This window comes from Bradyrhizobium murdochi, assembly GCF_000472965.1.
GTDB classification, from domain to species: Bacteria; Pseudomonadota; Alphaproteobacteria; order Rhizobiales; family Xanthobacteraceae; genus Bradyrhizobium; species Bradyrhizobium murdochi.
Window position 1 is genome coordinate 265,986 of record NZ_AXAU01000002.1, and the last position, 25,171, is coordinate 291,156.

A 25,171-nucleotide genomic window follows, 5' to 3' on the forward strand; every position below is an offset into this window, starting at 1 on the left:
CTTTCACCGTCGACCAGGATTTTCGAGGAGAACTTATTGTCCGAGCCGGCTAGTGCATTGGCCTCTGCCGTTGCGCTCGATCTATGAGGGTGCTCGCGACATGGCCCGCCAGATCGCAAGATCGTCGGAAGGACGCACCTCGCGCCGGCTCCGCAAGAAGATCGAGATGCTGTTCGCGCACCTCAAGCGCATCCTCAAGCTCGACCGTTTACGTTTACGAGGCCCAAACGGCGCGCACGACGAGTTCATTCTCGCAGCCACCGCCCAGAACCTTCGCAAGATGGCCAAGCTAATCCCGATGCAAATCCCCAAGCCCGCATAGCGGACGACAGCGTTCTGCCGCTTCAATGGTTGCGCCAATACATCCGATTACTTACGACCTTTTTCAACGGAATCGGCACTTTTCGGACCTGACAGGCCGGACTGACGAAGTCTGTTTATAGGGGCAAAGCAGCCCTCGTCGATGCGGGCGTCGACTTCCGAAAATGGCACCTTTGAGACATGCCGACGAACGACCAGAATGTCTGTTTATCGGGGTAGACCGGAAGTGATCCGCCGTCGGTCAGAATGACGCAAATTGACCCTAAGGCGACCTAGGCAGCGCGCTCCCGGCAGGCGGCAGTACTCGGGTTGTCGCCTGACGACACCGCTACTATTTAAGGTGGGTGAATACTTGCCTCGGCGCGCGGCTTTGGAGCCTCGTTGATGTATCATGGTCTGATCCCTGGCAGTGCTGCTATCGCCATACTCGCGACGCTCATCGCCCAAGGCACAACACACCGTGCGGACGCTGCATCACTAGCAGAGGTGCGGCAGAATGGTATCCTACGCCTTTGCGCCAACCCATCCGCACTCCCTTATTCGAACCTCACCGATAGAGGCGGTCTTGCCGGGTTCAAAGTCGAACTCGCGGAAGTGTTGGCGCACGAGATGGGATTTGAGCTCGGTGTGACCTGGGTTCGAAATGCCGGTGATATTAAGAACTCGGATTGCGATGTCTTGATGGGCGTCGTCGCCTCCGCAGCAAGCTACGATCGGGAGGGACTTACCGGGCCGCTGACAACGCATCTACCTCTTCGCTTTTCGAGACCTTACGCAGACAGCGGTGTTGTCCTCGTCATTTCATCTCGATCTTCGGTTCGTCGGCTTGAGGATTTGCACGGTCAGAAGATTGGCGTCATGGTTGGCACCATCGAGCACGAGTGGCTGGCCAAAAACGGCTTCCGCGTTTCGGTCTTCGCCTCTCAAGAAGACATAATTGCCGCGATCGAGACAGGCGAAATCGAAGTCGGCGCCACCAACCCCGTGATTGTCGGCTGGTATCGGCACGAACACCCCAGCACGGCAGTAAGGATACCCGACGGATACGAGCCAGAACCGGCACTGCGCTGGAGTGTTTCAGTCGGGCTTCGCCGAGCGGACGATGCGCTGCTTGGAGCCGTGGATGCTGCGGTGTCACGAGTTGTCGAGCAGCGGATACCACCGCAGATCTACGCGAAGTATGGCATTACTTATCTACCCCCTTCCGGCGCAGGTCTCCAGTAAGGGATGCAAAGCCTGGTGCGACTGCCACTACGCTCACTGCTCTATCCTCACGGTGCAAGCAAGGCTAGATGCATGAATGTTAAGGCGTCTGCTCACGGACAGGAAGTCGCACTGTGCTACTGAACAGTTCTTCCGCTTATGGCCCCTCTGAGACATGCCGACCGGCTCCTGTGTTGTCCGCTTGTTGCGGAAGACCTGGAGGGACCGGTGCACGGTCAAAGTGACGCGAATGACCCCCAACGGACATTTGGTCGGCGGCTAGTTTGCTTGGCCAAGCAAGGCCCAAACGCGAAGTATCGGGGCGGCCCCTTTGGGCGCCGCACTGGTCAGGCTGCCCCTAACGTAGCTCTGCGCCGATCTAAGCGATCCGCTAAAGGCTCTATTTCGGAGCGCCGGTCTGGCTACCCGAACCCGTGGTCTGCTCACCTCCCGGTTGGCCCGGAGGATGGGCGGACGCGCCCGGCTTTTCCTGCATGCCGACATAACCTGACTCACCGGACTGGCGGGTCTTGGCCCCTTTGTCTGCATCACGCTGCATCTGCTCGTTGGGCTCGCTAGTCTTGGACCCTTTGTCTACATCACGGTGCATCTCTTCCTTGGTTTGCTCACTAGGCGCGGCCGGTTGCTGCTGCGCCGTTGCTGGGAAGGCAATCGCGCTTCCGGCAACGACAATCATCGCGAGAGTTGCGGTTCGCATACGTCTCCTCCATTGCGCGTTGGTCCGGCCCAGTAACGCGCGAACTTCCGAACGTTTCCTCGTTCCGTTTGATATCTTCAAAAGGTACTTCCTTGCGATGGCTTAATGCACGCTCGATTGCTTAAGCTGCGAGTTCTGCGTGAACTAGTAACTAGCGGGTCCGGTAAACTGAGGCGAAGCTGGGGACAGCGGGACCACACCACAGGGCATTAAGATTGAGGGCCCCTTAGCGATCTCCAAGCCAAGCCTTCAAATGTCGCCTATTGGCACCTTTGAGACATGCCGATGGACGACCAGAATGTCTGTTTACCACGGCAGACCGGAAGTGATCCGCCGGCGTTCAGAATGACGCGAATGACCCTGAGCGGACCTTCCCGCCGCGCTGTCCGGCCTCAATGCAAGTTGGGGCACCGCTATGCCCTTTTGTAGTAGCGCAGCGCGCCCGGATGGAATGGGATAGAAGATCCAAGAACGGCATTCGTCGGGGTGATCTCTTTCGCGGCGGTGAGCTCGGGGTGTGTTCGAGGATCGGCTTGGTGATCTCATAGGCGCGAGGCTCCTCTAACCGCTCATCGGCGACGAACAGGGTCTTTCCAGCCGCGGCGGGAATGTCCTCGTCCACGTCGGGATATGCGTCAGCTCCGGAGACATCATGTGTCAGCTAATTCAGCTTGCCCTTCTGGATATCGGGTGACGGACGTGTGGCCTTTGCCGAATTGCGCGCCTCCATCCGGTCGGCCATCACCCGAAGCTCATCCGCAAGAACAGTTCCTTTCGGAACCGGATAATCATGGGAAATGCGATCATTCATATAAACGCGGAAAAATACTTCTTCAGTGGTCTCAACGATCTGCACTCGCTCCATGCGAGGAAGGCTCATGCTGTTTGCGGCCGGACTTCCAATCGCCTCTTCTAGCGAGGTTCTCAACGCGCCGATAAGGTCGGCCGTCTCTATTGTGCTTAGGGCGATTTCATGTTCTCCGCGCTCGTCGGTGAACCCGATAAGCACCATTCCATCACGCGAATCCGTATAGGTTAATTTCATAGCCTTGGCCCTCATTAGGGTTGCAACCCTACTGCGGTACGTGCCGCTGCCAATAGCCGGCGAAGTCTACTGATTTCCCGTGCTTCAACACCAGTTCTGCAATCCGGCTCATCTAATCGCCATTGGAACCCCGCGGTTGTCCTCACGCCATGAGCTTTCCTGAGGGGTACGCGCTATCATCCGAAGGCGCCCTCGGCCGCGGTCAGTATCGAACCTCATGACCGCAACGCCCGAGCCACCTCGCCGGAAAGCCGCTCGCTTTCTTGGCCGGTTCTCGACCGGCCGCGATAGTTCTCGCCACGACATCGTTTCCATGTCAGTTCGTGCAAATCAGTTCGTGATCAACGATCTTCGACCATTTACCCAGCTGGGCCCCACAAACAGCAATCACCTGTGCCCGCCAACCTCCGCAATCGTCGCCGTCGGTCGCGCTGCGCGCAACCGGCCTTGCGGGCCCAGTCAAATCCCCATAGCGCCTGCGGCCCCGCCGCAGTCCGCCCAATCGCGGTTTCCTCCCTTGGAGCTTTTCGTACGCCGGCCCCCGGAGTCCGTGGCGACGTCGTCAGGCGCACCAGTTAATATTGTGCGACAAGTAGTCTGGGTGCACAACCGCCCTTCCGACGACCCCGACGCCGCGGACGTGCGGATGACTAAGGCGATCGTCAACATCGCCACGTTGCCGTGCACGATCACATCACCGTCGGCAAGAACGGCCATGCGAGGTCGACCTGACGCTCGACGAGATGCCCTTTGCGAGGGCAGCCAGGGGAAACAGCCCCGCGCGCCGCCGTGACGTATCGATCACGAGCGATCAGTGATGTAGTTATCCGAGCGGCGGGTCTTCCGTGTGCTCGGCGCTCCGCAGTCCGAAGGCTAAGCAGCCTGGCGCAATGCGTTTCCAGCTTGAATTCATGCTCCTGCTCGAGCCGAAACTGCAGAAGGCAGGGCCGAAGCGTTCTCCATCGGTGGTGAGCTTCACGTCAGGCGACTGCGAAGGTTGGGCGACAAGGGCTGACCGCGGTGGTCGCCACACGCTCATCGACACCGCGCCCGAACGCCGCTTTGGAGCGCATTGCCCTGTAGGAAACTTGGTGCGAACAGCTTCTCATGACACCCGGGATGCCCGACGATCGTGCCGGTCAGTCATGCTTCCAACGCTGAAATGGCACATTCGCGCCACGCTTCATGCGGGCTATATGTCGTTGGTCAATAGAGCAGTTAGTATGAATTTCCGCTTGTATCCGCCTTGCATCGGTGGATAAGTTTCTCTCGCAAAACCAAACAACAATAACGATTCAGCGCAAAGATGCTGTGCACGCAGCCAGAATGTGCGAACGGGAGGTCTTCGGCATGGTCAAGCAAGAACTATCACATCAAGCTTCCTGACACGGACGCGGCGCATCACGGCTCTTCAAGTTCAAGAGTGATGTGAGAGCCACAAGGGCGTGGAGAACGTGCGCCCGACACAATATCGAAGGCTGTTTCCAACACCAGCCTTCCTCCAGATTTCCTGCTGTGCCTGGCAAGGCGCGCTCACCCATGGCGAGCTGAGGCGCCTGCGCGTCAGGGGGAAGCATTTGCCCAAGCGAAAGACGGCCACCGGTTGGGGCCGCTCGATGATGGTGTGATTCTTAGCCCGGGGAGACAATCATGGCCCGTGAATTCAGCCCCTCGCACGTTGCCAACATGCGCCGCAATTTCAACATCGGTCGCAGCCGTGACGGCAGTTGGGTCGTCCGCGCGATCGGCGGCGTTGTCGAAGCCACCTTCCCCAATCGCAGCGAGGCGATCCGCTTCGCCCATCGCAAGAGCGGTTGCCGGCATGGTGCGGTCGTCTTGATAACCTTCACCGGAGACCACGCTGGAGAGTTCGAGGCAATGCATGGAAGCGTGCACAGTCCTGACCAACCGCAATCCCATTGAAAGGAGACCCGACCACGATGACGTGTTGGCGAACCCGATTGAACTGTAAAGGCATCCCGGGCTGCGGCCGCCAAGCCAACAGGCTCTCACTCGACAGTTTGCAGAACGGGGAACGCTATGGATAAGACGAACCTCCTTGATAACGTGAAGCATTGGCGTGACAGGACAGAAACAGCGCGCGTCCGAGCGTCAGTCCGCGCGTAGCGGACGCGTGCAAAGCCATTCAAGGGATGGACCGCAATCACCGCCAGCGGGACCGAAACAAACAGCGATACGGACGAAATTGATCAATCGCTCCGGCTCCTAATGGCATTCATGAAAATCAAAAGCGCAGCCGCCCGAACGAAGTGATCGAACTTGCCGAGCAGTACGCCAAAGCCGAAGGGAAGGCGCGGCGACAAAAGGAGGACTAACTAGGTCGTGCGGCGTCCATCAGGGCAGGGTCACCGATCCGGCCGCCAACCTGGAGCTTGGTTCGGATCGACCAAACGTGCTTGGGCCGTAGTGGAGGCTTGGCTCCGATCAGCTTGCCTTTATTCCAGGGGGCACGTCCCGTAGCATTCGGCGCAGATGTTGCAAAGTCTTTCGGCTACTCTCCTCATATTGCTGAGGATTGCCATCTTGCGAGTTTCGAGGATGTAGAATCCGGTCCGCTCTTGGGCTGTTTGAGACAAACACCAATCTGTTGCCGAAAGGCAAGACGCCGCTTTTGACCCACAACGGAAGTCTCGTGGCCAAAAGGACTCGTTGACTCGGATCAAACATTTAGCTGGGTTGAGCGCGCCACCGAATGGATCGCTGCCGATCGGCCTTGCGCCGAGAGCCAAGCAGGCAGACTCTCACGCTCGGCGTTCGGCTCACTCGGAAGATTGGCTACGTCACCGCCAACGACTATCGACCTTCCTCTGAGAGAATGAGTAACGGCAATCCACAAGGAGGCGAAAATGTCGAGAGATCGTAGAGAGTTCATGAAACTCGCCGGTGCCACGGCGGCAGTGGTGGGCACGGCATGGGCTGCGACACCGGCCGCCGCCCAGATGAGCGGGCAGTTCAAGTCTATCAAGGCGTTGGCATTTGACGCCTACGGCACACTGTTCGACGTCTTCTCAGTTACGGCGTTGTGCGAGCAGTTGTTCCCTGGCAAGGGCAACCAGCTGGCGCAAATCTGGCGGTTCAAGCAGTTGCAATACAGCCTGATGCGCAGCCTCATGGGCCGCCATCGCGACTTCTGGGGCCTGACCGAGGACGGGTTGGTCTGGGCGAGCAAGAATCTCCAGCTCGACCTGACGGCCGACAAGAAGAAACAGCTGATGGATGCTTATTTGAGCCTCGCGGCCTTCCCGGACGTGAAGCCGGGCCTCGATGCACTGAAGAAACAGGGGATCAAGCTTGCGATCCTGTCCAACGGTGAGCCCAGAATGCTCGAGGCGGCCGCGAAAAGCGCAGGCATCCGCGATCTGCTCGACGAAATCATCAGCGTCGAGGAGGTGAAGATCTTCAAGGTCAGCCCGCGCGTCTACAACCTCGCGCCCGAGCGCATGAAGGTAAGCAACCCCGAGCTCGGCTTCGTCTCGGCGAATAACTGGGACGCTGTCGCCGCCGCGTCGGCCGGACTGCGGCCAATTTGGATTCAGCGCAGTACCGTCGAGGTTCCCGAGGAATTGGGATTCCAGGTTGATACAATCGTCAAGGCGATCACCGATCTCGCGCCGCTGCTGCGCGGTTGAGCACCGGTAGGCCATCGCTCAAGAGGACTATAGGGCCTGTACTCAACGAGCGGTTCTAGAGATCGGCCGTGCTAACGGAGAGTGCCGAATGCCCGGGTTTGGCCCAACCCGGACCCACGGGCATGTCCGTTTTTGCTCCGCTCCGCTATTGGGGGGACAAGCGGACATCAATTCTGCCTCATCTGACCGCCTCGGTCTGCTCGGCATTCCCGTTCACCCCGCGAGCCCGATCCGACTTGCCGGTGCAACCTTCCTGATCCTTGGCGTCGTCCTGATACGGACGTAACCGCAGAAGATGATGCGGCCGTAGTCGCTATGGCGTAACATTGAAACGCCAGCGTCATCACACCGACCAGCCAACGGCGCTTTCGCCTTGTGAGAGGTCCAGCGATGCCCGCAGATCATGATACGCGCCCTCTGGGTCGAACCGGCATCGATGTGCTGCCCTTGGGCATCGGCACGAACAAGTGGCGGCGTGCCGATCGTGGGGCCGTGTTGGAAACCTACAGGACCATTCATGATGCCGGCCCGTGCATGATCGACACGGCTGAGATCTATTTCTCGGAGCGCGTCGTGGGTGACTGCTTGCGCGCCGGTCCCACCCGCGCGGTGATAGCATCAAAGTTCCTTCCCTTTCCGGGCCGAACCTCTCCGCGACGCCTGATGAGCGCGCTTGACGGTTCGCTCGCGCGCTTGGGCCTCAAGACAATCGATCTCTACTATGTCCATTATCCGCTGCCCTTCATCGACGTGGGAGTGTTCGCCGAAGGCCTCGTCGAAGCGGTGAAGTCCGGCAAGGCACGCGCGGTCGGCGTGGCAAATTTCAATGCGGACCAGATGCGCCGCATCGCCGATCACCTCGCAAGGGCAGGCGTTCCGCTCGCCGCCAATCAGGTCAACTACAGCCTGCTCCGACGAGCAGCGGAAACGAATGGCGTGCTCGAAGCCTGCCGTGAGTTCGATGTGGCACTGGTAGCGTATTTTCCCCTTGCGTCCGGCCGCCTCACGCAGCCGTCGGACAGCATGGGCACGAAAGCGCTGCTGACGTGTCTCGCCGATATTGCCCGCGCGCACGACGCCAGCATCGGCCAGGTCGCCCTGAACTGGCTGTTGGCGCGCGACAGTCACGTGATTCCCATCCCCGGCGCGACCAAGCCTCATCACGCCAGGACCAATCTCGATGCACTCGGTTGGCGCTTGAGTGAGACCGAATTCGACGCGATCGACCGAGCCTCAGCAACGAGTGGAACATGAATCCGGCGCACATCAAACCCCTCATCTCCATCTCTGACCTCGACAAGATCGACGTCCGCGTCGGGACCATTCTCGCTGTCGAGGACGTGGCACATTCGGAGAGGCTCGTACGGCTGCGTGTCGATTTCGGCGACCACGCGCGCTCGATTCTCGTCGGCATGAAAAAGTAGCGGCCATACCCAAAGGTGTAGATCGGCGTCTGGTTTGCCCCCTTTTGGCGTCCAATATTGACCCCACTATGGATCGATTAACTGACTGCGGCCGCGCCCGAAAAAGATTGCCGCGACCGGGGTCAAGGTTGGACGCCGAAAGGCGTCAATGTTCGGAGCCGGAACACAATCCAGCTTTGGGGCATCGCTTTCGCCTATCGTTTCCTTTTGCGCCTGGCGCTGCTTGATGCCGGCCTGACGGATTGGGGCGCCGCGCACCTCATCATCGTATTTGCCAGCCTCGCTGCCCCACGCGTGCCAGCCGTGGCGCGTCTCACGCGAGAAGATGTCGGCGCGCCGCCAACCCGCCGTGCGATCCGCGATCATCTGGTAAAGCTCATCCGGCTTGCGGCTGTGCTGGCGCGCGATGCCGTCAAAGATCGATGGAAACGTGATCAGTGGCGGCTTTCCGATGGTGCCGATCAAGACCTGCTCGTGCATTGATCGCGTCCAAAATCCGCAACCCATACGCAGCTTCCCGCGCCTCGTGACCTTGCGCCAGACGATGTTACTTTTATACCTGACACGCCACGCTTCAAGGCAGGCGAGCGCGTCCGGCAGCATAGGTATGGTGGCCCAACACATCACGATGGCGTCATCCTGGCAGAGATCGCGGACAGGAAGCGCCTTGATCGCGTCGAGCGGCATCACGGTGTAATGTGCCTGAGCCGACTTGCCTTGTCCGGCACGCGAGTAGGTTTGAAATTCCCACGGCGGATCAATCAGCACGAGCCGGAATGAACGCGGCAACAACGGCTCGAAAAACCAAGGAATGATCGACACGGTACACCTCACGATCCTGCCCCAACGAAATATCCACGCTGGCCACATCGCTCGGCCGGAGACCGGCAGCTCGCAATGCGAATGCTCCTGGCAACGCCTGTGAGCGCCTGTCCCACCCTGGCAGCTTTGTCGCGCCCGGCTTGTCGTTGTCCGCAAGGTAAATGACATCGCGTTCCTTGAACACGGCCGCGATCTCTTGGGTCCAGACGGCGGCGACACCATGTTGCCGCGCATCGGCACCAATTCGAGTTCGTCGTCAATCTGAAGACGGCCAAGGCGCTCGGGATTGAAATGCCGCGGGCACTCCTCGCCATCGCCGACGAGGTGATCGAATGACCGCTTGTGGCACGTTTGCGAAGTGCCAACTGGCTCTCTGATTGTCTGCTTATCGGGGTAGGCCGGAAGTTATCGCCGCATAGTGGGAATTTCGCCTTTTGACCCAAACCGGACTCTCGGCGTTTGTCAGCGCAGCTTCTTAGAGGCGCATTGCCAAGTAGCCGGCACCCCAACGACGCACGCAACCGTCGTGATCGAAATGGCGACACTGCTCCGCGAAGAAGGGCGAAGAGCTGTCAGTTTGTCAGGCGCGCCCTATCGAGGAAGAGTTGCACCTCGTGGAAAAGCTGGATCCGATTCTTCTCCAGCATGAGGAAATGGGTCCCCTCGCCAAGCATGACAAGCCGCTTGTTGGGGCCGCTCGGCAGCTTGCGGAAAATCGCCTGCGCGCCCTCGGGAGGGGCGAGCCCATCCCACTCCGCGACGATCACCAGCGTGGGGACCTTGATCTGCGCTGGATCATAATATGGCTTGCCTGCCTGCCAGAAATTCCTGTTGTCCTGAAATACCCCGCCGGGCTGCGCAGCACCGGGGGCTCCTGTTTCGAGCCAACGGGATCGGAGGCGATGGCGGCCGCGGCCCACGCCTCGAACCCCGGCATCAAGTCGCGCTTTCGATCATCGGGTGCGCCGACCTGCAGGCGCTCCCGCGTGGGCGGGGCTGCAACGTAGGCGCCCAACGGAGGGGGCGCAGTTTGCGAGGGCGGCGGGGTTCGCAGCCAGCCGGGCGCAAAGAACACCAGGTTATCGACCTTCTCGTTGTGGTCGCCGGTGTAGGCGCCGGTGATGACCGCGCCCCATGACCAGCCCAGGAGACTGAGCTTGGAGACGCCTCGCCGCTGAAGGATGAAATCGATAGCGGAGCCGACATCCCTCACCGCGACATCGGTCGTGGCGATGGGAGGGTTACTGGCTGCTGGCTGATCCATTTCCGGCGGCCGCGTCGATCGACCGTAGCCGCGCACATCCACCAGATACACATCCCAGCCGCGCTGGGCGATGTAGTCCATCCAGGATAGTCCTTCGAGCGGAAAATCGAATGTCACCTCGCCTGGCAAGGTCGCACCATGGACAAACAGCAGCGTTTTCTGTGCCGCAAACTGCGTCATGTCCTCCGGGCGCTTGTTTCTGATGTACAGCTTCGTCCCAGGATCGACAGCGTCGATCATGAAGTGCTCGGTCAAGAGTTTGGGAGTCTGGTCGGCCGCTCTGCCGGATGAGAACACTGCGAACGTCGCCAAAGCCGCGGCCGTCAGCAACGTGACAAATTGTGCTCTGTAAGACATCGTTCTGAACCTCCGACAACGGTGAAGTTTGGCGATCGATGTCCGTTCGCGAAGTCGCGGCCCATATGGCAGCAGGTGCAGGCGATTTACTTTCACTCTGCCGCGCGATCACGCGCAGACCGTCGAGTCATATCGGGAACCGATTAACCCTCCGTCAGGTTTGGGTCCGTTACAAGGCAGTATGTCTGCCCCAATTCTCGCGATGGCATTTCATCGACCGGCAGCAAACAGCGCTAGGTCGGCTCTTGGCCCTAATGCGAAGTGCCGACTTCATCGGGCAATGTCCGAGTTCGAGGGCAAAGCGGAAAACAGTTGCTCGCACTCAGTCCTTCTCAGTTTGACCCTTTCCGAAGTGCTGCGAGGGCGCGACGAGGCTCGCAATTGATGAAGAAGCAGAGGTCTGGGCGGCCTCCAGCTTGGGGGCCGCGGCTCATTGCGGGACATCAACCTCGTGGGTGTGATCTTCATGGGCATGTGGCTCGAGGCCCGGCATGGGCGCGCCCGTGAAATAACCTAGAGCGCCAGGATGCAGCGGGATGCGCGAGTCGGGTGGCTCGGAGGACGAACCGCTCGGCAGCAGCAATTCGGGAAGGGCGCTGCGGCTCTTGTCCAACGCTTCGGCGATCAACCAGGCATGGCGTGCTGCAAAGTCGTCGCGGCAGACGAACAAATACTCTCCGATGCCGACGACGGTGAACAGCTTGACTGGTCCGTGCTCGGCGAAGGGGGGCCTCCCTTGTCGAAGGGCTGCCGCATCGTCGCGCCGCATCAGCGCGACGTCCAACTGCTGCGAGCTGATCAGACTGGCGATGCGCTCCTTGTGCGGCGCCCTGCTCACCTGAGCCTTGCTGCTCGGCAAGCGATCCGCGAGGACCTCAGCTACCCGCTTGCCGAGCTCGAACGAGGGAGGATCGGCGCGCGAAGTCAGGATCAGCAGGTGACGCCGGCGGTAGACGCCCCACTGGCCATAGGGTGCGTGGCCACAAAGGAACATGGTTGCGGCGCCGGCCCCCGCCGTTCGGAGGAATTCCCGGCGGCTCGGCCTCCCGCCAACCTCAGGACCTTCGGTCTTATGCCACACGCCACTACTTGCGGAATATGGTGGTCGGCAGGATGGCGGAGACTGCGTAGTTCGGCACGTCGACGACATTGCCGATACGCAGGTCGGCGGCCACGCTCGCCACGACATATGCCTGCTCCGGCGTAAGGCCCTTCTCGCCAACCATCCAGTCGATCAGCTCGATCAGGGCGTTGCGCGCCGCCAGCATCAGATCCTCCGAGAGGTTCTCGAGCGGGCCGATTTTCTGGCTGTCGAGGTAGGTATGGTAAGGCGGGATCTGGCCCTTGGCTTTCAGTGGGAAGCCGGTGGTGGCGTAGAACTCGGTCGGAGCCAACCGGATGAGCTGATCGCCGCCTTCGAAGTGCGGGACTTTGACTTTCGCGGCTTGCGCCTTGCGGATCTCGGTGACCAGCGTGACCGTCGCCCCCATCTCGATCGCCGTGCCGGAGACCTCGCCATCGCCTTGCGCGAAATGGACGTCGCCGACGAACAGCCCGCACCCGTCCACGAAGCAGGGCAGCAGCAGCGTCGTGCCCACCACCATCTGCTTGATGTCCATGTTGCCACCGTTCTCGCGCGGCGGAATGGTGCGCAGACACTCATTCTTGCTGCTTCCGTTCTGGCCGCAGACATCGCTCGGCAGCGCACCGAGCGGCTGCGGAGTCAGCACGACGCCGCCCGCGCTCTGCAGCGCCGCCTCGCGCGTGAGGATCGTGGCCACCTCGGGCTGGCCCGGCAGCACCCCGACCGTGCCCATAAATCCGTTAAAGGGGATGACGACGCCCGGGATCTGGTCGGAGACCGCCTCCTTGCGGTTGAGTTTCCAATTGGCGATGAACGGGTTGGTGAAGCGATCGCGCAGGAAACCGAAGCCCGGGACGATCACGGTGTAACCGTAGTCGTCCGGCTGTACGTCGAGGAGTGTGACCGCCAGTACGTCGCCGCGCTGGGCACCCTCGATGAAGACCGGGCCGGTCAGCGGATGGACGAGATTGAGATCGGCCGCCGACACATCCTCGGGCTTGGAGCCGAGGTTGAAGTCGGAGTCGAAGGCGTCGCGCGTCTCAAAGACGATATGCTGACCGGGGTTGGCGCGACTCACCGGCTTGATGGCCGGGTGCATGCGGTTCATGCAGTTCTTGTCGTCGACGCAGTGCGCGCCGGTCTTCGCAACGCGCACAACCTGCCACGCCTTAACGGACGTCGTATCCGCATGCGCTGCGGTTGCGGTGAGCAGCAATGTCGCGGCCGCAGTGATGATCCAGGATTGCCCGGATTGCATCATTTGCTCCTCCCTCAGCAGAATCGTGACCCTATTCTGGTCGGGACGACGATCGGCAACGCCCTGGGCGCCCGGCGGCACGATGAGGAGATCAAGATCTCGTCCTGACGACCGTCCGGCGAAGCTACTCCCCTTTGGGGTAAGTGCCAACCACCATGGGTCGAAAGGGCGAAAAACAACGGCCTCTTCACGGCCATGGCGTTCTTGTCGGTCCAGCATTTCCTTGTCCTCAAAGTGCAGCGTTTTCAGTGTCGGCGCTGATACGACGGACATATCCTTCGCGGTCAGATCACCGAAACGAACGGCGCGAGACCGATCAGCAACAGGGCGACGCCCGTGGCACCTTCAAGGAGACGGGACAGATGGGCTAGGGTTGCGCCATGCCGGGTCCAGCTGCGCACGCGCCATTCGCGTGCGAAGATTGTCAGCAACGCAACGACGCAACGACGCAGGGCGTCAGGGCGACGCCCAGCAGCATCGCGGCGGCGAGGCAACGCCGGCCGGTGGGACACCGTTTGCCAGGGCGTAGACCATCGCGAACAACGTGAGGCGGGCACGGTACGAGACCCGCCACAAGTCCCACGGACAAGCATCGTGACGGTGCGCCTCACCGCGGATTGCGCGAAAGAGCAGCCATGCGCCGATGGCCGCCAGAAGACCGCGGCTCAGCAGTTCGAGGGCGGGGGCGCCCGGCGCCTCTGGTCGAGTGTGAACGCATGAAGCCACCGGCGCCAACTCATAGCGACGTCCGCTTCTGGTCGATGCTGTTGAAACGCCCCGCCGCAGATCGCTTGCTGTGGGGGCGTTTTCACTTACTCCTGGCGGGGCATCACGGCCTGGTCGGCGAACGCCTTGCCCCGGATTGCCGTTCCACTTACGCAATCGACGCGCACACCTGACCTGTTGGCGGGCCGAGCAGACGGAGCGCCATCGTCTTGAGGTTCTGCACGATGGCGGCAAGGTGAAACTCGTCGCGGGCGCCGGAGAGACCTCGGAGCCGCATGCGTTCGAAACCGTGGTGGGTCTTGAGATGGGCAAAGCGCATCTCGACGCGCTTGCGCTCATCCCGCGATTTGAGGAAGCGCTTTGTCCCCATGAGCCGTCGCGCCATGTCGCGGGCATCTTCGTGAACATCACGGGGTACCTGTCGGGCAGCCATATTGGGACAGCATAGCTCTTCAGCGCACACACATCGCAGTCGAATTTGGAGGCGCGGTAGCGGAGCATGTTGCCATCGTGCACGGTGCCGGTGGTGTGCAGTACTTTGTTGTTTGGACAATGTGACGCCGCGCCGTTTGTCCCAGCGGACCTCACTGCGCGAAAAGGTGCCGTCATCACGCTCGCTTGCATCGCGAACTGGAATATGTGGGGCAATCCCGCGGCCAACCAGCCAGCCGAGGAAACGGCCGGTTCCATAAGCGGTGTCAGCAGCAAGCCGCTTCGGCTTCAAACCTAAAGCGACGTTCGGTTCGATCGAGCATCGCCTTTGTGGACTCGACCTCGTCATAGGTGCGCGCGGGCATTGGTTCTACGTCGACGATGACTGCGTGCTCGACGTCGATGAGATAGTTGAGTCCGTATCCGAACTGCACGCGTTTGTTGGCCTTCGCCGTCCAGGCCGACGACGGATCGGAAGGCGAGATCACCTTCGGCGGCTATGACGAATGCCATAGCAGTAACCGACCAGGAGCATCCGGATTATCAGCTCGGGATCTACCGAGGCCGGCCGATGTCGCTGTAAAACGCCTTTAGCTGGTGGTGCAAATCGGCCAGAGCCGTCGTCGCAAACACATAGATCCGTCGCAACAGGTGATCAGTCGGGATCATCTCGTCGAGGCTAAACTCATAAAAGAGCTGCCGCTGATCTCGGTCCTGCCGCCCCATCATCGCCGACTCTCCTGCCGCCTCCTGAGCAGGAATCATTGTTCGCTCGGCTCCTCAAGCCCTTTTTCGACAGCATCGGCACATCGCGTCGATATTGGCATGTCTGCTTTTGCGCCGCTTTTCGGGGCTAAGCGGACAAGATCAATTTATGAGTACACGGCCAAATAAAACTATATTAGCAGTGACCCTCATCGTGGGGGATACGTAGAGCGTGCCTGTCCCCGGCGGTGAGTCTGGTGATTGAAGATGTGCATTAGAATATCGGAGAGAACTTGGGATTTCGGCATTCCGGATGTGGTCCGATAACTGTGAAGGCCCTTTAAGGTAGTATCATCAAGTTTTTCGACCACCTCGATCAGGCGTTCATCTTCTGCAGTTCGGGCTCGAGTAAGTTCAGCACGATCCTCATACAAAATAGCATTAAGCTGCGTTGGATGGTCCCCTTCCCCAGTCAGCCGCTTCAGCCAAAGGCGGTCGGTGAGTAGCAGATGGTTCAGAGTTCCGTGCAGATTGCCAAAGAAGACTCCAATGTGGCGTCGATATGAGATCTCCGATAGATCGAGAGCAGCCGCATACAGTCGAGCATTGGCCCAGCGGTTATACTTTGCAAGTTGCCGAAACTGCTCTGAAGTCATGGGTGAAGCCTCGATGCTCACAATTAGCATTAGGGCGTGCACTCATAAATGTGCGTTGGTCCGCTTTCAGGGGCAAGGATGACACTGCCTCTATTCAAATGCGCCTAATACGCAAGGATGCGACAGTTGCTAATACCCGCTGACGTACATACCCTGCAGCTCACGCGCAGCTCCCTGTTCGCCCATGTAGTCTCGGTGAATAGGCAAGCGAGCTGCGGTCACGCCTTGGTGGGACGAGGATCATGAGCAAACCGATCGAGCGGATCGTCAAGACCAACAGCATCAGCCTGAATATCGTCGAGCAGGGCCAGGGCCCTCTTGTTTTGCTCTGCCACGGCTTTCCGGAGAGCTGGTACTAACCAACGACCGCAGCTGCTCAACCAGATTGCTACGCCAGCTACGCCCCTTTCACCATTAGACTGCGAAACGAGGGTCAGGAGTTCAAATCTCTCCGGGCGCGCCATTTTTCTCCTCGCTCCATGACGGTGTTCGTAGGCCGCCGGCCCTAACCATCGGGCGACTGGTGTCGAAGCCGCTCGCTGCCAAAGCTGAACCGCAGCTGGCCGGCGCTTTCAAAGGCGCAGGCGTTCTCGCGGTGCAGCAACCGGCGGAAAACCAGCGTTCCTGCAACCTGCGACTTGTCCGACCCCACGAAGGTCGAACCTATGCTGCCTCGCACGCACGGCACCGCAGCATTCCTACCGGACACCCAGGTACGGAAAAGGTGGGCAAGGGACAAACAGGGGCAGAGGATGTAAGGTCAGTCCGCGCGACCCTGGATGCCAGCAGTTTGACTTGCTGCGCGAATCGGCGGGTCGCTGTGTCATCGGGCGGGCTCGGCTGAGGTTTGGGAGGGCGAGAGCGAAAACGGAGGAACCGATGAAAAAGGATATCTGGCAAGAAAACAAAGAGCGCTACTTCGAGTGGAACCCCATCGAAGGTCTCGGTGCCAAGTTCACATGGGCTGCGATCGGGGCAGCCGTGGCTGTCGTCGCCATGTACCTGCTGCGCTAGAGCGCGACGGGATTAGATCGACTCGCGATCGCGCTCCAGGTTTTTGATGGAGCATGATCTTTTCGGAAAACTGGTACCCGTCCCCGATCACGTCGAGGGCAAACTCTTCCGGATCATGCTCTAGCTACGTGGCGCGAAGTTAGGCGGAGCGCGCTTTTCGCTTGCCGCGCTCTCGCGCGGTCGGGCAAGGCGACCCCTGGAGGATGCAATGCCGCAAAGCGTGCTCGTGGTCGATGACGAGGCCAACATCCTGCTGTCTCTCGAATTCCTGATGAAGAAGGCTGGCTACGAAGTTCGCCTCGCCCGCGATGGCGAGGAGGCGCTCGCGGAGATGGGCAAGGCGCGACCGGATCTCGTGCTCCTCGATGTCATGATGCCGAAGCGCAACGGTTTCGACGTGTGCGAGGCCATCCGGGCCAATCCTGAGTGGCGGGCGGTGCGTGTCATCCTGCTAACAGCCAAGGGCCGCGACATCGAACGCGAAAAGGGCTTGGCGCTGGGCGCCGACGACTACATCACCAAACCGTTCTCGACGCGCGAGGTCGTTGAACGGGTCACCGCTTGGATCGGGCCGGCCAAGTAACCGGGCAACAAGGGCGTGCGATGCAGGCTGCCGTTGCGATACCAATCCTCCTCGCAGCATTGGCGTTCGCCGCCTTCGCTGTCGCCGGCGTTGCGCTGTGGCTGGCGGTGCAAAGTGGTGGAGCGGTCGGCGTTTACATGTCCATCGCGTTTGCCGTCGTCGCCGCTTTGGTTGGGCTGGCGTGGGCTCTGCTGCACGTCAAGCTTCTCAAGCCCCTGGCCGCCCTGAAGCAGGAGCTGCTGATGCAGTCGCAGATACGCGTCGATCGACCGCTCGCGGTCGATCGCGGCCACTTGCTCAATGGGCTCCCAACGGCGGTCGACAAAATACTCGGCGCGCTCCGAGCCGCGCGTGGCGGGACACAGGAGGCCGTGGATGCTGCCACGCGGCGTGCGGAGGAACAGAAGAGCCGGCTCGAGGCCATCCTGCTCGATCTCTCCGAAGGTGTGATCGTCTGCAATCTCGAGCACCGCATACTCCTCTACAACCAAGCCGCCGCCCGGATACTCAACGCGCGCGATACGCTTGGGCTTGCCCGCTCATTGTTTGGCGTGCTCACGCGAGAGCCCGTGCTATTGATGCTTGATCTGCTCCTGCAACGGTCAGAGGACGCAGCCGGCGATGAAGCCCAGTCCACCGGAGAATCGACGCTCGATTCCACGACGCGCCGCTTCGTCTGTGCGTCGGTCGACCTTGCGACTTTGCTGCAGGCGAGGCTCAGCCTGGTGCGCGAACCTTCGGGCCGCGCCTCAGGTTACGTGTTGACCTTTGCCGATGTCGGCGCCGAACTCGAAAACGTGGCCCAGCGCGATGCGGTTTTGCGTGAAGTCGCCATGGAATGGCGACGGCCACTTGCAAGCTTGCGCGCCGCGACCGAGATGCTGGCGGGGGAGCTCGAAGCGAGCGAGCGCCGCGTCTTTCAAGACGTCGTTGGCAAGGAGGTCGAAGCGCTCAATCGGAGCTTTACCGACGTTGCGCAGCGTTACGAACGCCTTGCGACGGGTCAGTGGCCGTTGGCCGACATTTACTCGCTGGATCTGTTCCGCGCCGTCAGCAGGCATTTGGCAGACGCCGATGGCATCCAGGTCACGCCCGTGGGCGTGCCGGTCTGGATTCATGCCGACAGCCACTCGCTGGTGCTGGCGCTCGAGCATCTCATCCGCGCCGTTGCCAGGCACACGGCGAAAGCCGCCTTCGATATCGGTGCCGTGGTGCAAGACAAATACGTCTACGTCGAGGTGGTTTGGGACGGCGCGCCGCTCGTCTCGGCGATCATCGAAGCCTGGCTGTCCGAGCCGCTGAAGGGAACGATCGGCAACCGCACAGTCCGCCAGATCGTGGAGCAGCATGGCAGCGAGCTATGGAGCCAGGCGCTGTCAGAGGGGCGCACGTGCCTCAGATTGCCGCTGAGGAAGACCGAAGAGCCGCCCGCCCGGGAACGCCCGGACCGCGTTGTGCCGATGCCGGAGCTATACGACTTCGACCTGTTTGCTCTTCCGACTGAGGCAATCAGGGACACGCCGTTGCGCAAGCTCGACCTGGTCGTATTCGACACCGAGACCACCGGCTTCAGGCCCAACGAGGGCGATGAGCTCATCTCGATCGGAGCGGTTCGTGTGGTTAATGGCCGCATTCTGACGGGCGAGACGTTCGAGCGGCTGATTAATCCGGGCCGCGTTATCCCGGCCAGCTCCACGCGAATTCACGGCATCACCACCGAAATGGTGCGCGACAAGCCCCCTGCCCATGTCATCTTGCCACAGTTCAGGTCCTTCATCGGTGACTCCGTGCTCGTCGCCTATAATGCCGCGTTCGACATGAAATTCCTTGAGAACGGAGCCGAGCCGGCAGGCGTTAAATTCGACAACCCGGTGCTCGATGCCCTGCTTCTGTCCGTGTATCTGCAGCCGGATGTGTCCGATTTTTCGCTGACCGCCACAGCAGAACGACTGGGTGTCGAGGTCATTCGCAGGCACACCGCAATCGGCGACGCCATGACCACGGCTGCGATCTTCGTGAAGCTCCTGGATCTGTTGAAAGCCCGCGGAATCGAGACGCTCGGTCAAGCCGCCAGGATCTCAAGGCGGATGATGGAGCAGCGTCGTCAGCAGGCACAACTTATGTGATCTCGCGCTGTCGCGGCAGGGACGCAGCGAAGCACACATCGAGGTGATACCATGCCAAGGCGAGGATTGATCGGCGAGCGCTTGATCGGCTTGTTCCTGTTCGGTTTGCTTCTGCTCACACCGCCGCTGATCGGCACCTTCGACAAGGCCACCTTAGTGGGCGGGGTACCGCCGCTTTACCTCTATTTATTTTTCTCCTGGGTGTTGCTGATCGCCCTCACGGCGTTGATCGTCGAGCGGCCGGACCCCGACGAGGAGATTGCCGAAAGCGAGCCTGGCGCCGATCCCGACCATGGCACCAACCGCGCACCGCGAGTCTGAGCCATGCCGGGCGGGTACGTCATAGTTACGGTATCCTTCCTCTATCTCTCGATCCTGTTCGCCATCGCCTACTATGGTGACCGCCGCGCGGATCAGGGTCGGAGCATTATCGCGAGCCCCTACATCTTTGCGCTGTCCATCGCCGTGTACGCTACAGCCTGGACCTTCTACGGTAGCGTCGGACGAGCCGCGTCTTCGGGCGTCAGTTTCATGCCCATTTATCTCGGCCCGACGCTGACGTTCATCCTTGGCTGGTTTCTGATCCGCAAGATCATCCGCATCAGCAAGGTCAATCGCATTACCTCGATTGCCGACTTCGTTGCCTCGCGCTATGGCAAGAGTTCCTTCCTGGGCGGGTTGGTGACCATCATCGCGGTCGTCGGCATCATGCCGTACATCTCACTGCAGCTGAAGGCGATCTCGACGAGCTTCGCCGTGCTCCGGCACTACCCGGACATCGTGATGCCGGCCAAGCTTGGCTCGACACCGGTTCTGCAGGACACGGCGCTCTACGTCGCGGTGATCATGGCCGCATTTGCCATCTTGTTTGGCACGCGGCACATCGATGCCAGCGAGCGTCATGAGGGCATGGTGGCGGCGATTGCCTTCGAGTCGGTAGTCAAGCTGTTCGCTTTCCTGGCGGTTGGGCTGTTCGTCACCTTCGGCATCTATGGCGGCTTCGGCGAAGTGTTCTCGCGCGCGGCCACCGATCCAGCCCTCGCGCGTCTCTTTACGCTCGAGGCAGCCGGCGGGTACACGAGCTGGATTTCGCTGACGCTGGTCTCGATGGCAGCCATTGTCTTGCTGCCGCGCCAGTTTCAGGTGCTGGTGGTCGAGAATGTGGATGAGCGCCACATCAAGAAGGCGATCTGGCTGTTCCCGCTCTACCTGCTGCTCATCAACATTTTCGTCTTGCCGATCGCTTTTGGTGGGCTCCTCCACTTTCCCGGAAATACCGTCGATACCGACACCTTCGTGTTGACTGTGCCGATGGCTGAGCATTTTTGGACCATCGCGCTGTTCGCATTCATCGGCGGCCTCTCCGCGGCAACGGGCATGATCATTGTCGAAACCATTGCCCTGGCCACCATGGTGTCGAACGATCTCGTCATGCCCCTCCTGTTGCGCTTCGGCCGCCTGCATCTCTCGGAGCGAAAGGATCTGTCTGGCCTAATGCTTGCCATCCGCCGCAGCGCCATCATCTTCGTGATCCTGCTCGGCTACGCGTATGTCCGGCTGATCGGCGAATCCTACGCGCTCGTCTCCATCGGGCTGATGTCATTCGTCGCCGCTGCACAATTCGCACCTGCCATCCTCGGCGGCATCCTGTGGAAGGGAGCGACCCGACTCGGCGCACTGGCTGGGTTGAGCACCGGGTTCCTGGTGTGGATCTACACCCTGCTACTGCCTTCGTTCGCACGATCCGGGTGGATCTCAGAGAGCTTCCTGCAGGACGGCCCGTGGGAACTTGCGCTGTTGAGGCCGTACGCGTTGCTCGGGCTTTCCGGCCTCGATCCCATCGCGCACGCCCTGTTCTGGACTTTGGTGATCAATATCGGCTTGTATATTGCTGTATCGCTCATGACGACGCAGACCATGATAGAACGCAGCCAAGCGGTACAGTTCGTAGACATCTTCAAGCAGCCATCCGAGGGCGCGCGCATTTGGCGTGGCAGGGCCACTATTGGCGACCTCCGTCGCCTCTCGAACCGCTTCATCGGTGAGACCCTGACGGACCAGGCCTTCCAGCGCTTCGAGCGCGACCGAGGGCGCCGGCTCGACGATGCGCATGCGGCGGACGCAGACGTCGTGCATTACGCCGAGCGGCAACTCGCTGGTGCCATTGGCGCGGCCTCTGCGCGGATCATGATTGCGTCAGTATTGCGGGAGGAGATGCACGACATCGACGAGGTCATGCAGATTCTCGACGAGGCTTCTCAACTCGTTGTCTATAGCCGTCAGCTGGAGGAGAAGTCGCAGCAGCTCGAGGCTGCGACGGCGGAGCTCAGGGCGGCCAACGAGCGGCTCAAGGAGCTCGACAAGATGAAGGACGACTTTGTCTCGACGATCAGCCATGAGTTCAGGACACCGCTCACCTCGATCCGCTCCTTCAGCGAGATCGTGCACGACAATCCGGACATTCCCGTCGAGCAGCGCAAGATGTTCCTTGGTACTATCGTTCAGGAAACCGAGCGCCTGACCAGGCTTGTCAACGACATCCTCGACCTCGCCAAGATGGAAGCCGGCCAGACGGATTGGCAACTGGCCAGGATCGAGCCAAGGAAGGTGATCGACAACGCGCTCGCCGCAACGGCCGGCCTCTTTGCCAAGAACCCTCGAATCAAGCTTGAGTGTCGCGTGGCCGAGGATCTTCCGAGGGTTCTCGTTGACGCCGACCGGATCACGCAAGTGCTGGTCAATTTGATTTCCAACGCGGTCAAGTTCTGCGACAAGGACAATGGTTTGATAACCATTGTGGGGCGAGCAGAAGCGGGGTCCGTCCTGGTCAGCGTGCGTGACAATGGTGTCGGCATCGCCAAGGAGGATCACAAGAAGATTTTCGAGCGCTTCCGCCAGGCGGGCGACACATTGATCGGCAAGCCGCAGGGCACCGGTCTCGGGCTGCCGATCAGCTTGCATATCCTTGAGCGCTTCGGGGGCACCATCTGGGTCGAGAGCGAACTCGGCCAGGGTGCGACTTTTTTCGTCCGCATCCCTTCGGCCGCCTCTTCGGCCGAGCTCCTCCAGGCAACGGCCGCTCGCGAGATCACTTGACGGCAACTCGGCGGGTTGCGCGCCAGCTAGAGCGAGCGTTCCGCGAATTCCATATTCAGTGTTGCACGCAGGTTTTCGATGGCGCGGAAAGACGCCACGAGATGTTTGTTATCGCGTTGTGAGAGATCAGCCACGGGGACGTAGTTGGTGATCTTGCGCCCGGCCTTGAAGTCCTCCAGCTGCTGGCGCAGCATGAGACGGGTCATATGCCTGAACGCGTCGGCAAGATCCTCATGATCTCCAGCGCTGATGACCCCCTTCTCCTTGAGGCAGTCAAGCCGGGTGAGAGTCGACGTGGCCGGAATGCCGGCTTTAAGCGCAAGCAGCCGCACACCTTCCACGAGCGGTAGCGTTCCACGAAGCTTCAGGTTCACCACACCCTGCCGATCGTCCCCATGGTACTCCTTGCGCAAGCGTCCGAACCAGCCGAGTGCCACCTTGTGCTCGGCTTCGATCGCGAACAGGTGTCGGAGGAACTGAGGGTACTCCGACACTACTGCGGTGACATGGGCGCGGAGCTCGCTTGAAAGTGCGGGATCGCCGAACGCATGACGGAAATCGAAGAAGATATCGCAGTTCAACAGCATCTCGGACTCGCGCCGCCTGATCCAGCTGTCGATCTGTCGGCGCCAATCCGACAGGCTCTTGCGCCAGACGGGATTGGTGGCCATGACATCGCCGATGCAGAGACGAAAGCCGACCGCGTCGAGCATCCGCGTCATGCGCTCGGCAAGCTCCAGAAAATATGCGTCCGCACGCTTGCACTGGCCGCCGACGTCGTCAGCGAGGATGAAGCCATTGTCCTGGTCGGGCGCTAGAAAGTTTTCGCCGCGCCCACCCGACCCCATGATAATGAGAGCGAATCGCGCAGAAGGCTCGCCCCAACCGTCGTCGCGCATCGCCGCTTCGACCAGCCTCAAGACGCGCCGGTGGATATCGTTGTTGATCTCCGTGAGCAGCGACTGCACCTCTGGCGCCGGAACGTTGTTCTCCAACAGTGCGCTGGCAAGCTGGGCCTGCGCCTGCTTTATGAGGTGCAGGCCCTCGACGCTCTCCTCGTGCGTGAGCTGCTCGATGAGCGACATACTCTCGCTCGACAACGAGGCGAGCGCTTCGTCCAGGGCGAGCATGCCGATCATCGCTCCGCTCCAGTCCACGACAGGGACATGCCGAAGCTTGCTACGGCGCATTAAGGCGACCGCCTGGAAAAGGTAGTCGTCGGCCCCCGTCACGACGACCGGCGACGTCATCACCGACTCGACGCCTTGATCGCGCTCCGTACGCCACGCGATCCGACGCACGACGTCCTGTTCCGTCACGATGCCCCTGGGCCGGCCCGCACCATCGATGATGACTGCACAGGACGCGGGCGTCGTCGTCATCAGGCTCACGACCTCGCTCACCGTCGCGCTCGGTGCAACACGCACAGGCGGCGGTCGCATATGGTCGCGTACGAGTCGCCGAAAGATCTCGGTTTGCGTACTCAAGGGTGGCTTGCTCCGCGGACCCACATGCTCCCAGCACGACCATCAGGCTTCCATCTCACGCCGGCATTCTGCGCGTGGGCGATCAAGAAAGCCAGCGCTTGCGCCACTTGCAGCGCTTCACGTCGCGATCGGATTTGCGTGGGCCGGCTCGTTCAGTCCCAGGTAGAACTCACGAATGTCGGAGTTCGAACGCACTGTTCGGCGCTGCCCTCCAGAATGATACGGCCAATCTCCATGACGTAGCCATGATCGGCGACCTCAAGCGCCATGGTGGCATTCTGCTCGACCAGCAGCACGGCGAGCTTCCCTTCACCAGCTGGTGCACGATGCCGAAGATCTCCTCAACCAGCATCGGCGCCAGGCCGAGCGAGGGCTCGTCCAGCAGGATGACTTTCGGCTCCGACATCAGCGCACGGCCGATCACCAGCATCTGCTGCTCAACTCCCGAGAGATACCCTGACAGCTGTGCGCGCCGGTTCGTCAGGATGGGGAAGTAGGCATACACGCGCTCGATCCCGCTGTGCACCTTTGCAGCGTCGCGCTGCAGACGTGCGCCGGCGACCAGGTTCTCCTCCGTAGTGAGCGTGCTCGAAGACGCGCCGGCCCTCGAAGACCTGCGAGATGCCGAGCTTGGTCACGTCGAAAGCGGGCGTGCTTCATCCAGCCACTAGAGCTTGTAGCCGATCTTGCGCAACAGGTCTTTCCGCCACGCAATGTCGGCGTCGGTTTCGACACCCAGCGGCGAGGCGCCATCCACCACGCCGAGCACACCGCGGCCCAGCTCCGTTTGCGCGACGATTACCTGTGTCGGGTTGGCCGTCGCGCAATAGATGCGGCAGACTTCCGGCACCGCGCGCACCGCAGCCAGCACGTTGACGGGAAAGAACCCGTCGCCCAGGAAGATTAGGAAAGTGTGGCCGGCGCCGATAGCCAACGCATTGTCGCGTGCGAGGGCGAGGGCGGCTTCGTCATTGCCCGACCAGCGCACCAGCCGCTTACCGGAGGCCTCGCAGAAGGCCAGCCCGAAGCGGATGCGCGGAACCGCGCCCACCAGCGCCTCGTGGAGGTCTTCCACGGTCTTGATGAAATGCGACTGGCCGAAAATGAAGTTGACGTCGTCCGGCTTGACGATGGGCACCACGGTGAGTTCCATGGCTGCGCTCCTGCAGGTGAGCTAGGCAGTCCATGGTAGGCCGCCGG

General features: G+C 60.8%; 25 protein-coding genes and 2 pseudogenes. 11 read left to right on the forward strand and 16 right to left on the reverse strand.

Features of this window, described 5'->3' with window-relative positions:
* Window positions 1–73: 73 nt before the first annotated feature.
* Both YUO_RS0108605 and YUO_RS0108610 read left to right on the forward strand, forming a co-directional pair.
* A pseudogene (locus tag YUO_RS0108605) lies at window positions 74–322 on the forward strand (transposase); the annotation flags it as partial.
* A 383-nt stretch (window positions 323–705) separates the two neighbouring features.
* Window positions 706–1,545 (forward strand): substrate-binding periplasmic protein, encoded by an 840-nt coding sequence (locus tag YUO_RS0108610; protein ID WP_028346882.1) that lies wholly within the window; start codon window positions 706–708, stop codon window positions 1,543–1,545.
* A gap of 379 nt (window positions 1,546–1,924) precedes the next feature.
* Here the strand turns inward: YUO_RS0108610 and YUO_RS0108615 are convergent, their stop codons facing one another.
* A complete protein-coding gene (locus tag YUO_RS0108615; protein ID WP_156908551.1) occupies window positions 1,925–2,242 on the reverse strand; it encodes a hypothetical protein in 318 nt (105 codons plus the stop codon).
* A gap of 661 nt (window positions 2,243–2,903) precedes the next feature.
* Complete coding sequence (locus tag YUO_RS47105; protein ID WP_198028010.1) at window positions 2,904–3,287, reverse strand: hypothetical protein; 384 nt, start codon at window positions 3,285–3,287, stop codon at window positions 2,904–2,906.
* 1,650 nt (window positions 3,288–4,937) lie between these two features.
* Here YUO_RS47105 and YUO_RS0108630 point away from each other — a divergent pair.
* The 4 genes from YUO_RS0108630 (at window position 4,938) to YUO_RS46100 (ending at window position 8,361) form a co-directional block, all read left to right on the forward strand.
* Window positions 4,938–5,210, forward strand: a complete 273-nt coding sequence (locus YUO_RS0108630) for a hypothetical protein (RefSeq protein WP_028346886.1) — start codon at window positions 4,938–4,940, stop codon at window positions 5,208–5,210.
* A gap of 968 nt (window positions 5,211–6,178) precedes the next feature.
* The gene (locus tag YUO_RS0108635) at window positions 6,179–6,937 is read left to right on the forward strand and encodes a haloacid dehalogenase type II (protein WP_051379330.1); all 759 of its coding nucleotides are present in this window, start codon (window positions 6,179–6,181) and stop codon (window positions 6,935–6,937) included.
* Window positions 6,938–7,327: 390 nt separating this feature from the next.
* The gene (locus YUO_RS0108640; RefSeq protein WP_035726317.1) at window positions 7,328–8,191 is read left to right on the forward strand and encodes an aldo/keto reductase; all 864 of its coding nucleotides are present in this window, start codon (window positions 7,328–7,330) and stop codon (window positions 8,189–8,191) included.
* Window positions 8,188–8,361 (forward strand): tRNA-binding protein, encoded by a 174-nt coding sequence (locus tag YUO_RS46100; RefSeq protein ID WP_035726484.1) that lies wholly within the window; start codon window positions 8,188–8,190, stop codon window positions 8,359–8,361. Before YUO_RS0108640 ends, YUO_RS46100 begins: the two co-directional genes overlap by 4 nt.
* A gap of 66 nt (window positions 8,362–8,427) precedes the next feature.
* Here the strand turns inward: YUO_RS46100 and YUO_RS40250 are convergent, their stop codons facing one another.
* The 10 genes from YUO_RS40250 to YUO_RS40270 all read right to left on the reverse strand — a co-directional run bounded on the left by YUO_RS40250 (window position 8,428) and on the right by YUO_RS40270 (window position 15,665).
* Window positions 8,428–9,231, reverse strand: a complete 804-nt coding sequence (locus YUO_RS40250) for an MT-A70 family methyltransferase (RefSeq protein ID WP_083754532.1) — start codon at window positions 9,229–9,231, stop codon at window positions 8,428–8,430.
* A complete protein-coding gene (locus tag YUO_RS47110) occupies window positions 9,119–9,367 on the reverse strand; it encodes a hypothetical protein (protein ID WP_198028022.1) in 249 nt (82 codons plus the stop codon). Before YUO_RS47110 ends, YUO_RS40250 begins: the two co-directional genes overlap by 113 nt.
* A 388-nt stretch (window positions 9,368–9,755) precedes the next feature.
* Entirely contained in the window at window positions 9,756–9,950 is a 195-nt protein-coding gene (locus YUO_RS47670) for a hypothetical protein (RefSeq protein ID WP_051379331.1), read from the reverse strand.
* Entirely contained in the window at window positions 9,947–10,687 is a 741-nt protein-coding gene (locus YUO_RS44640) for an alpha/beta hydrolase (protein ID WP_235782662.1), read from the reverse strand. The genes YUO_RS47670 and YUO_RS44640 overlap by 4 nt, the downstream gene beginning before the upstream one ends.
* Window positions 10,688–11,234: 547 nt before the next feature.
* Window positions 11,235–11,798 carry a type 2 periplasmic-binding domain-containing protein gene (locus YUO_RS0108660; RefSeq protein WP_028346889.1) on the reverse strand — a complete coding sequence of 188 codons (564 nt, stop codon included), beginning with the start codon at window positions 11,796–11,798 and terminating at the stop codon, window positions 11,235–11,237.
* A gap of 91 nt (window positions 11,799–11,889) precedes the next feature.
* On the reverse strand, window positions 11,890–13,104 hold the full coding sequence (locus YUO_RS0108665; RefSeq protein ID WP_198028011.1) for an acetamidase/formamidase family protein: 1,215 nt from the start codon (window positions 13,102–13,104) through the stop codon (window positions 11,890–11,892).
* A 916-nt stretch (window positions 13,105–14,020) separates the two neighbouring features.
* Window positions 14,021–14,653, reverse strand: a complete 633-nt coding sequence (locus YUO_RS48890; RefSeq protein WP_430649531.1) for a transposase — start codon at window positions 14,651–14,653, stop codon at window positions 14,021–14,023.
* A complete protein-coding gene (locus YUO_RS48895) occupies window positions 14,571–14,792 on the reverse strand; it encodes a hypothetical protein (protein WP_028346892.1) in 222 nt (73 codons plus the stop codon). Before YUO_RS48895 ends, YUO_RS48890 begins: the two co-directional genes overlap by 83 nt.
* Window positions 14,793–14,859: 67 nt before the next feature.
* Window positions 14,860–15,069 (reverse strand): hypothetical protein, encoded by a 210-nt coding sequence (locus tag YUO_RS48900; protein ID WP_028346893.1) that lies wholly within the window; start codon window positions 15,067–15,069, stop codon window positions 14,860–14,862.
* Between the two features lie 149 nt (window positions 15,070–15,218).
* Window positions 15,219–15,665, reverse strand: coding sequence for a DinB family protein (locus tag YUO_RS40270; RefSeq protein WP_083754549.1), 447 nt, complete (start codon window positions 15,663–15,665; stop codon window positions 15,219–15,221).
* 879 nt (window positions 15,666–16,544) lie between these two features.
* On the opposite strand from YUO_RS40270, the gene YUO_RS48465 reads away from it, so the two are divergent.
* Both YUO_RS48465 and YUO_RS0108710 read left to right on the forward strand, forming a co-directional pair.
* Window positions 16,545–16,679: a hypothetical protein gene (locus YUO_RS48465; protein ID WP_283806404.1), complete on the forward strand. Its 135-nt coding sequence runs from the start codon at window positions 16,545–16,547 to the stop codon at window positions 16,677–16,679.
* Between the two features lie 208 nt (window positions 16,680–16,887).
* Window positions 16,888–17,262, forward strand: a complete 375-nt coding sequence (locus YUO_RS0108710; protein WP_028346894.1) for a response regulator transcription factor — start codon at window positions 16,888–16,890, stop codon at window positions 17,260–17,262.
* On the opposite strand, the gene YUO_RS47115 is transcribed toward YUO_RS0108710, so the two are convergent.
* Window positions 17,190–17,732, reverse strand: a complete 543-nt coding sequence (locus YUO_RS47115; protein ID WP_198028012.1) for a hypothetical protein — start codon at window positions 17,730–17,732, stop codon at window positions 17,190–17,192. The genes YUO_RS0108710 and YUO_RS47115 overlap by 73 nt on opposite strands.
* Before the next feature lie 327 nt (window positions 17,733–18,059).
* On the opposite strand from YUO_RS47115, the gene YUO_RS47120 reads away from it, so the two are divergent.
* From YUO_RS47120 to YUO_RS0108725, 3 genes are all read left to right on the forward strand, one after another.
* Window positions 18,060–19,388: an exonuclease domain-containing protein gene (locus YUO_RS47120; RefSeq protein ID WP_198028013.1), complete on the forward strand. Its 1,329-nt coding sequence runs from the start codon at window positions 18,060–18,062 to the stop codon at window positions 19,386–19,388.
* Between the two features lie 66 nt (window positions 19,389–19,454).
* On the forward strand, window positions 19,455–19,709 hold the full coding sequence (locus YUO_RS40280) for a hypothetical protein (protein ID WP_063830282.1): 255 nt from the start codon (window positions 19,455–19,457) through the stop codon (window positions 19,707–19,709).
* A gap of 360 nt (window positions 19,710–20,069) precedes the next feature.
* Window positions 20,070–22,484 carry an ATP-binding protein gene (locus YUO_RS0108725; protein WP_210163978.1) on the forward strand — a complete coding sequence of 805 codons (2,415 nt, stop codon included), beginning with the start codon at window positions 20,070–20,072 and terminating at the stop codon, window positions 22,482–22,484.
* Between the two features lie 26 nt (window positions 22,485–22,510).
* Here the strand turns inward: YUO_RS0108725 and YUO_RS0108730 are convergent, their stop codons facing one another.
* The 3 genes and pseudogenes from YUO_RS0108730 to YUO_RS0108740 form a co-directional block, all read right to left on the reverse strand.
* Entirely contained in the window at window positions 22,511–23,926 is a 1,416-nt protein-coding gene (locus YUO_RS0108730) for a putative nucleotidyltransferase substrate binding domain-containing protein (RefSeq protein WP_028346896.1), read from the reverse strand.
* A gap of 214 nt (window positions 23,927–24,140) precedes the next feature.
* Window positions 24,141–24,545 (reverse strand): annotated as a pseudogene (locus YUO_RS43745) (ATP-binding cassette domain-containing protein); the annotation flags it as partial.
* Between the two features lie 93 nt (window positions 24,546–24,638).
* Window positions 24,639–25,124, reverse strand: a complete 486-nt coding sequence (locus tag YUO_RS0108740; RefSeq protein WP_028346898.1) for an adenosine-specific kinase — start codon at window positions 25,122–25,124, stop codon at window positions 24,639–24,641.
* Between the last annotated feature and the right edge of the window lie 47 nt (window positions 25,125–25,171).

Coding starts and splice junctions, on each gene's coding strand:
- YUO_RS0108610 (WP_028346882.1), top strand. CDS start 706: ATGTATCATGGTCTGATCCCTGGCAGTGCTGCTATCGCCATACTCGCG.
- YUO_RS0108615 (WP_156908551.1), bottom strand. CDS start 2,242: ATGCGAACCGCAACTCTCGCGATGATTGTCGTTGCCGGAAGCGCGATT.
- YUO_RS47105 (WP_198028010.1), bottom strand. CDS start 3,287: ATGAAATTAACCTATACGGATTCGCGTGATGGAATGGTGCTTATCGGG.
- YUO_RS0108630 (WP_028346886.1), top strand. CDS start 4,938: ATGGCCCGTGAATTCAGCCCCTCGCACGTTGCCAACATGCGCCGCAAT.
- YUO_RS0108635 (WP_051379330.1), top strand. CDS start 6,179: ATGAAACTCGCCGGTGCCACGGCGGCAGTGGTGGGCACGGCATGGGCT.
- YUO_RS0108640 (WP_035726317.1), top strand. CDS start 7,328: ATGCCCGCAGATCATGATACGCGCCCTCTGGGTCGAACCGGCATCGAT.
- YUO_RS46100 (WP_035726484.1), top strand. CDS start 8,188: ATGAATCCGGCGCACATCAAACCCCTCATCTCCATCTCTGACCTCGAC.
- YUO_RS40250 (WP_083754532.1), bottom strand. CDS start 9,231: ATGTGGCCAGCGTGGATATTTCGTTGGGGCAGGATCGTGAGGTGTACC.
- YUO_RS44640 (WP_235782662.1), bottom strand. CDS start 10,687: ATGATCGACGCTGTCGATCCTGGGACGAAGCTGTACATCAGAAACAAG.
- YUO_RS0108660 (WP_028346889.1), bottom strand. CDS start 11,798: ATGTTCCTTTGTGGCCACGCACCCTATGGCCAGTGGGGCGTCTACCGC.
- YUO_RS48890 (WP_430649531.1), bottom strand. CDS start 14,653: ATGACGAGGTCGAGTCCACAAAGGCGATGCTCGATCGAACCGAACGTC.
- YUO_RS48900 (WP_028346893.1), bottom strand. CDS start 15,069: ATGATTCCTGCTCAGGAGGCGGCAGGAGAGTCGGCGATGATGGGGCGG.
- YUO_RS40270 (WP_083754549.1), bottom strand. CDS start 15,665: ATGACTTCAGAGCAGTTTCGGCAACTTGCAAAGTATAACCGCTGGGCC.
- YUO_RS48465 (WP_283806404.1), top strand. CDS start 16,545: ATGAAAAAGGATATCTGGCAAGAAAACAAAGAGCGCTACTTCGAGTGG.
- YUO_RS0108710 (WP_028346894.1), top strand. CDS start 16,888: ATGCCGCAAAGCGTGCTCGTGGTCGATGACGAGGCCAACATCCTGCTG.
- YUO_RS0108730 (WP_028346896.1), bottom strand. CDS start 23,926: ATGCGACCGCCGCCTGTGCGTGTTGCACCGAGCGCGACGGTGAGCGAG.
- YUO_RS0108740 (WP_028346898.1), bottom strand. CDS start 25,124: ATGGAACTCACCGTGGTGCCCATCGTCAAGCCGGACGACGTCAACTTC.